This is a genomic window from Candidatus Igneacidithiobacillus taiwanensis, assembly GCF_031962545.1.
Classification (GTDB): domain Bacteria; phylum Pseudomonadota; class Gammaproteobacteria; order Acidithiobacillales; family Acidithiobacillaceae; genus Igneacidithiobacillus; species Igneacidithiobacillus taiwanensis.
Map to the genome: position 1 here is coordinate 1 of NZ_JAVRKK010000131.1, position 5,944 is coordinate 5,944.

Sequence of the window (5,944 nt, forward strand, 5' to 3'; positions counted from 1 at the left end):
AGGCCGACTTCCAGGAATACCTGAAGCAGGTCGAGGCGGGGAATGTGGAATACCTCTACAACCCCGAACTCGCAACCAATCAGCAAATCAATATGAATACTGCTCACGGCTAAACCAGCCAAAAAGCTGCAAGCCTCGCTTCGGCGAGGCTTTTTTTGGACTACAGAGTCCGCACTCATATCATCGAATAACGTTTTGTATTCCACAATAAACAGTAAATATTTTTTGTATTATATTTATTACAGAAGCTCTAGCGCTACTTTATTTTTCCCGGTTTTTCCTCAGGACCCATTGAAAATACAAAACCATTCCGGTCAAGATTATCTTGACCGAATCATATATTAGGGATTTATTTCACAAAAACATCCCCGTGCAGCGCTGGAGCGGCAAAAGCACATACATCGTGTGTCACAAACCCAGAAGACAAGTCCCAACACCCGAGCGACTAAACTCGACCGGTACGCAATAGAAAGCCCCGCCATTCTCATCCGAATGGCGGGGCTCTTCTATCCACCCATGCAAAGCTTGAATGACGGGACAGGGTGCTGGGGGCTCCCTCTGTAGACCCGTTTTCGGGTATGCTGGTCGCCAAGCCTTCAGGCGACCTTTTCATCGGCTAAGACAGAAGGAGTACCCATGGATTCGCAAGCCCTCAATGCACGCTGTGTCGAACTGTTTCAAAACCCCAATGTCCGTCTGCGCATGTGGAACGCCCGCATGTTCTGGAAGGTGGGTGACCAGTTCAACGTGCCCAGCGACAAGTTGACCGATCCCAAAGTGGACCTTTGTGAGTTGGAGGTCATGCTTGCCTCCGCCGCGCTGACGGAATCGCAGTGCGCCGCCGAGCTCGAAAAGAAGGAGCCCGGTCGTGCCGCTTTCATTCAGCGTCAGGTTCGCGAAGGGATGCGTCCCCTGCTCCGCGCCAATCACTGAGGGATCGGTACCAGCGGGGCAACAGCCCCGCTACCGCAGCAGCGCCATCACCGCCCGCACGCAGATCAGATCATTTTCGGTAACTCCACCCACGGCATGGGTGCTGTAGCGTACCGTGCAGTGGTTGTACGACACCTGTAAATCCGGGTGATGGTCTTCACGGTGGGCAATCCACGCCAAGGCATTCACAAATGCCATGGTTTCGTAAAAGTTGCGAAACTGAAAGCACCTCTCCAGAGCATTTGCCCGCCACTCCCAGCCGGGCAAGCCGGCCAACGCGGCATCGATCTCCGCGGCAGACAATGCCAACACACCACCCTCGCAGGCGCGACAAGTTCCGGGACGTAAATCGCTGGGCATGTCGTTTCTCCTCAAAAACCTGATAGCATACCTATTAGTGTAGTGCCTTGAGGTGTATTGTGGCGAAAAAATCTCCTGCCCCCTTAGCGACTCCCGACGGCAGCCAGCAGGTTCTGTTGCATTCCTGTTGCGCGCCCTGTGCGGGTCCGATCATGGCCGACATCCAGGCCGCGGGTATCAGCCTTACCATCCTGTTCTACAATCCCAACATCCATCCCCAGGCAGAATATGAGCTGCGCAAGGAGGAAAATATTCGCTATGCCGAGGAGTTGGGCCTGCCCTTCATCGACCTCGACTACGACAAGGACGAGTGGTTTACCCGCGTTCGTGGCCTCGAGTGGGAACCGGAGCGCGGCGAACGCTGCACCGTCTGCTTCGATATGCGCTTCGAGCGCTCTGCACTCTATGCCGTTGAGCATGGTTTTACGGTGTTTACCAGCACCCTCGGTATCTCGCGCTGGAAAGACATGGCGCAGATCAATGCCTGCGGCCACCGCGCCGCAAGCCGCTACTCCGGACAACTACAGTATTGGGACTACAACTGGCGCAAGGGCGGCGGTAGCCAGCGTATGATCGAAATCGCCAAGGAAAAACAGTTCTATCAGCAGGAATACTGCGGCTGCGTCTACTCCCTGCGTGACACCAATCTCCACCGCGTCGCCCAGGGTCGAGAAAAGATCGTACGTGGGGTAAAGTTCTACGGTCGTGACGAGGAAGCCAAGGGCATCCAGAGCTGATACCGGTCGCCTGGCCCAAGGAGTTCGAGCAGCGGATAACGCATGGCTATCCCCTGTTTTTTACACCACGAAGACAAAGCGCCGTACCCCTTCCAGCTGGCAATGGCCGGATTGGCCTGCAAATCGACGGCAGCTACATACTGGGCCGGCCAATGGCCAATGCGCCAAGAGCTGGGAATATCGCTGGGCACCGCATTGACCAAGACGCCAATGCGCGCCTGCACCCGGTTGTCCTTACCCTGCATGTTTTGCTCCTGCTCGATCAAGGTCAGGGTAGACCCCTGCCGCCAAGCTGCCGGCAGTTGCTTGATCCAGTCTTCGCGCTGACGGTCCAGACGCGCATAGCTGCCGTCATAGTCGCGATACACATATTGCAGGGACGGGCTGGTCATGGCGCGCACCGAGGCTTGGGCAAACACGCCGAGCCACCAAAGGGTAAAAAGCAGCATAGCCACAAATACCAAGAGCGGGCCGCCCCAACCACGGCGCCAGTTGCGCGGCGGGCGCGTCCTTGCTTCCCAAGTCATACCGCTACCTCCTGCCACAGGCGTTGCCAATCGAAATATGGGCCCGGATCCCATTTACGCCCCGGCGCAATATCGGAATGGCCGACAATGGCGCGCCGATCGAGACCCGGAAAATAAGACCAAAGTGCCGGAATCAGCTGCCCAAGAGCCTGATATTGCGCTTCAGCAAAGGGCTGGGTAGCGCTACCCTCGATTTCGATACCCACACTGAAGTCATTGCAGCGTTCTCGTCCCTGCCACTGCGAGACCCCGGCATGCCAAGCGCGCCGATCGACGGGCACATGTTGCCAGATTTTGCCTTCGCGCTCGATGAAGAAGTGTGCCGAAACCCGCAGGGCACGCAGTTGCTCGTAGTAGGGATGATGATCGAAATCGAGGCTGCCCTGAAAAAAGCGTTGCACTTCGCCGGAACCAAAGTCTTCTGGAGGAAGGCTGATGGCATGGAGCACGAGGAGATCTACGCTGCAATCTGCCGGGCGATCATCGCAGTGGGGGGATGGCGCGCGCTGGGCTTGCCGCAACCAAGGTCCATCCCAAGAGGCCATCAGGGCGCTTCCTCCGGGGGCAAATCTGCCTGCGCCGCAAGCCAGGGGTCGAAGGCCGATAGCCGTGCCTCCACCTGCATGGGCCGTTGGTAGCGACCATCGCGAAAAACGAAGAGCGCAGGTAGATGGTAGACATCGAATTCTTGGGCGAGGCCCATCTCGATGCCGGCATCGGCTTCCCAGACCTGCAGATCGCTGCGACGCTGCTCCCACTCGCTGAGCAGACGGCGCCAGATTTTGCAACTATGGCAGCCTGCCGAGCTGAAAAAGAGAATGACCCATCCCTTTTGCCCCGCCATGCGTTGCCAAAACCCGAGTTCGGAGACCCGCTCCATCGTCAACAGCCGATGCGCGGACAGCCGTTGCCGCCCCATGTATGCATGGGTCAAGTATAGCATGGACAATACTCAGCGCTGCAGTTCCCGCTCCAACGCGCGGCGGTTGGGCAAATGCGCATCGAGCAAGGCATAAAAGCGCTGATTGTGATGGCGCTCGCGTAAATGCGCGCATTCATGGGCAACCACATAGTCGATGCAGTCCAGGGGTTTTTCCACCAAGGCCACGCGAAACCAGAGTCGGCGGGCGACGGTATTACAACTGCCCCAACGGGTGCGCATGCGACGAATGCCCCAGGCGGCAACTTCGACGCCCAAAGTTTCTTCCCAACGCGCGATCATTGCCGGCAAAAGGCGCTCCAACTCCCGCCGTTGCCAGGCCTCGAGGAGCAGTTGCTGCGCCTCGCGGCTGGTGTCGCCGGGGCAGTAAAGGTTCAGAAGATTACCGTCCCGTTCCACCCGCGCCCTGCCCTCGTGCGGGTGAAGCTGGAGATGCAACACTTCGCCCAGGTGCAAAAAACTGGCGGCATCGCGCGTGCGCGCCTGAAGAAGGCTGCGCTGCTCGTGAATCCAGGGAAGCTTCTCGACAATAAAGCGGCGCAGCAAAAATTCCGGGAAGTACCAGGGGCAGGCAAGCCAAACCTCACCGTCGGCATCGAGCTGCAGGCGCAGGCTCTTGCGCTGTTGGCGGCGGTAGTGACAACGAAGCCCAGCCACCTCTAGCGACTGGGCTTCTGCGCGGTGCTTCTTGGGCATGGCGCCGCGCCTTCCCTATAACTGCGGGTGCTCGCTGCTCGGCGCCTGCAAGCGATTCAGGGCCGATACATAGGCCTTGGCACTGGCCACGACGATATCCGTATCGGCACCCTGCCCGTTCACGATGCGACCATCGGTAGACTGCAGCCGCACCGTGACCTCGCCTTGGGCATCCGTGCCCGTGGTGATGGCGTTCACCGAGTAGAGCAGGAGTTGCGCACCACTGCCCACTATCTCTTCGATAGCCTGAAAAGTAGCATCGACCGGGCCGCCGCGGGTTACGGCAGCGGTCTTTGGTACCCCATCCACCCAGAGTTCTACCTTGGCTTCGGGATGCGTTCCCATTTCCGAACAAACCCGCAGATAACCCAAACGGTACCGATCGCGGCTGTCTTGCTGGGCATCCTCGTTGACCAAGGCTTGCAGATCTTCATCGAAAATCTCCGCCTTGCGGTCTGCCAAATCCTTAAAGCGGGCAAAGACCTGGTTCAGGGCCTCGCCGTCGAGCTTGATGCCCAAGTTTTCCAGCCGCGCCCGCACCGCTGCCCGCCCCGAGAGTTTCCCTAGGGTCATGCGATTGGCCTCCCAACCCACATCCTCGGCGCGCATGATTTCATAGGTTTCGCGCTGCTTGAGAACGCCATCCTGGTGAATGCCCGACTCGTGCGCAAAGGCATTGGCGCCAACAATGGCCTTGTTGGGCTGCACCGGAAAGCCGGTGATGGTAGACACCAGTTTGCTGGTGGCAACAATCTGACGGGTGTCGATGCGCGTGTCGCAGGCAAAAACATCGCCGCGGGTGCGCACGGCCATGACGATCTCCTCGAGGGCAGCGTTGCCAGCTCGCTCGCCAAGTCCGTTGATGGTGCATTCCACCTGCCGCGCCCCGTTGGCCACTGCCGCCAGAGAATTGGCCACGGCCAAACCTAGGTCGTTGTGGCAGTGGACGGAAAATACCGCCTGATCGCTGTTGGGGATGCGTTCGCGCAAGGTCGCAATGAGGCGGCCGAAGCGATCCGGCAGGTTATAGCCCACGGTGTCGGGAATGTTGATGGTGCGGGCACCGGCGGCAATGGCAGCCTCGATCACCCGGCAGAGGAAATCCTCCTCCGAACGGCCGGCATCCTCCGGGGAAAATTCGACATCGTCACAGAGACTGCGCGCGAGCGTTACCGCCGCTACCGCTCGCTCCAGGACTTCGTCGGGGCGCATGCGCAATTTGGCCTGCATATGGATGGGGCTGGTGGCAATGAAGGTGTGAATACGCCCTGCCGCCGCGGGCGCCAAGGCCTCACCAGCGCGGCGGATATCCTCTTCGCGAGCCCGCGCCAAACCGCAAATGCGGCTTTCGCGGATGTTTTCGGCAATGGCGCGTACTGAGGCAAAATCCCCTGGGCTTGCCGCCGGAAAACCGGCCTCGATGACATCTACCCGCAGCCGCTCCAGGGCCTTGGCGATGCGCAACTTTTCTTCTTGGGTCATGGCGGCGCCCGGCGACTGTTCGCCATCACGCAAAGTAGTATCGAAGATGATCAAATGTTCTTTCGGCTGCATGACAAATCCTTCCTGAATCGGAATCTCTGAAATCTTAGGGAATTGGACGAGACCGCGGCGGGTCGAGAGAGATTCTTAGCCCCAGCGGGGCAGCAGCAGCCGGCCTTCGCCGGGAGCGAAAGCGAGGAAGAGAGGCTGCATCGAGAATGCGTTCATGGGGCAGAATATAGACAAGCCTAAAAAAGAATGCAAATGTA

The 5,944-nt window shown here is 58.6% G+C and carries 8 protein-coding genes; 2 read left to right on the forward strand and 6 right to left on the reverse strand.

What is annotated here, in order from left to right; translation table 11 throughout:
* Window positions 1-636: 636 nt before the first annotated feature.
* Window positions 637-933: a hypothetical protein gene (locus tag RTI30_RS11935; protein ID WP_312263365.1), complete on the forward strand. Its 297-nt coding sequence runs from the start codon at window positions 637-639 to the stop codon at window positions 931-933.
* A 30-nt stretch (window positions 934-963) separates the two neighbouring features.
* Here the strand turns inward: RTI30_RS11935 and RTI30_RS11940 are convergent, their stop codons facing one another.
* On the reverse strand, window positions 964-1,293 hold the full coding sequence (locus tag RTI30_RS11940; RefSeq protein WP_312263364.1) for a 4a-hydroxytetrahydrobiopterin dehydratase: 330 nt from the start codon (window positions 1,291-1,293) through the stop codon (window positions 964-966).
* Window positions 1,294-1,352: 59 nt separating this feature from the next.
* Between RTI30_RS11940 and RTI30_RS11945 the strand changes: the two genes are divergently transcribed.
* A complete protein-coding gene (locus RTI30_RS11945) occupies window positions 1,353-2,030 on the forward strand; it encodes an epoxyqueuosine reductase QueH (RefSeq protein WP_312263363.1) in 678 nt (225 codons plus the stop codon).
* Here RTI30_RS11945 and RTI30_RS11950 read toward each other — a convergent pair.
* From RTI30_RS11950 to RTI30_RS11970, 5 genes are read right to left on the reverse strand one after another with little or no spacing between them, the layout of a single operon-like run.
* Window positions 1,991-2,557 (reverse strand): hypothetical protein, encoded by a 567-nt coding sequence (locus RTI30_RS11950; RefSeq protein WP_312263362.1) that lies wholly within the window; start codon window positions 2,555-2,557, stop codon window positions 1,991-1,993. The genes RTI30_RS11945 and RTI30_RS11950 overlap by 40 nt on opposite strands.
* Window positions 2,554-3,102 carry a 1,6-anhydro-N-acetylmuramyl-L-alanine amidase AmpD gene (gene ampD / locus RTI30_RS11955; protein ID WP_312263361.1) on the reverse strand — a complete coding sequence of 183 codons (549 nt, stop codon included), beginning with the start codon at window positions 3,100-3,102 and terminating at the stop codon, window positions 2,554-2,556. The genes RTI30_RS11950 and ampD overlap by 4 nt, the downstream gene beginning before the upstream one ends.
* On the reverse strand, window positions 3,102-3,500 hold the full coding sequence (locus RTI30_RS11960; protein ID WP_312263360.1) for a thioredoxin family protein: 399 nt from the start codon (window positions 3,498-3,500) through the stop codon (window positions 3,102-3,104). Before RTI30_RS11960 ends, ampD begins: the two co-directional genes overlap by 1 nt.
* Window positions 3,501-3,509: 9 nt before the next feature.
* On the reverse strand, window positions 3,510-4,193 hold the full coding sequence (locus RTI30_RS11965) for a SprT family zinc-dependent metalloprotease (RefSeq protein ID WP_312263359.1): 684 nt from the start codon (window positions 4,191-4,193) through the stop codon (window positions 3,510-3,512).
* A 15-nt stretch (window positions 4,194-4,208) separates the two neighbouring features.
* Window positions 4,209-5,747 carry a 2-isopropylmalate synthase gene (locus tag RTI30_RS11970; RefSeq protein WP_312263358.1) on the reverse strand — a complete coding sequence of 513 codons (1,539 nt, stop codon included), beginning with the start codon at window positions 5,745-5,747 and terminating at the stop codon, window positions 4,209-4,211.
* Window positions 5,748-5,944: the final 197 nt, after the last annotated feature.

Coding starts and splice junctions, on each gene's coding strand:
- RTI30_RS11935 (WP_312263365.1), top strand. CDS start 637: ATGGATTCGCAAGCCCTCAATGCACGCTGTGTCGAACTGTTTCAAAAC.
- RTI30_RS11940 (WP_312263364.1), bottom strand. CDS start 1,293: ATGCCCAGCGATTTACGTCCCGGAACTTGTCGCGCCTGCGAGGGTGGT.
- RTI30_RS11950 (WP_312263362.1), bottom strand. CDS start 2,557: ATGACTTGGGAAGCAAGGACGCGCCCGCCGCGCAACTGGCGCCGTGGT.
- ampD (WP_312263361.1), bottom strand. CDS start 3,102: ATGGCCTCTTGGGATGGACCTTGGTTGCGGCAAGCCCAGCGCGCGCCA.
- RTI30_RS11960 (WP_312263360.1), bottom strand. CDS start 3,500: ATGCTATACTTGACCCATGCATACATGGGGCGGCAACGGCTGTCCGCG.
- RTI30_RS11965 (WP_312263359.1), bottom strand. CDS start 4,193: ATGCCCAAGAAGCACCGCGCAGAAGCCCAGTCGCTAGAGGTGGCTGGG.
- RTI30_RS11970 (WP_312263358.1), bottom strand. CDS start 5,747: ATGCAGCCGAAAGAACATTTGATCATCTTCGATACTACTTTGCGTGAT.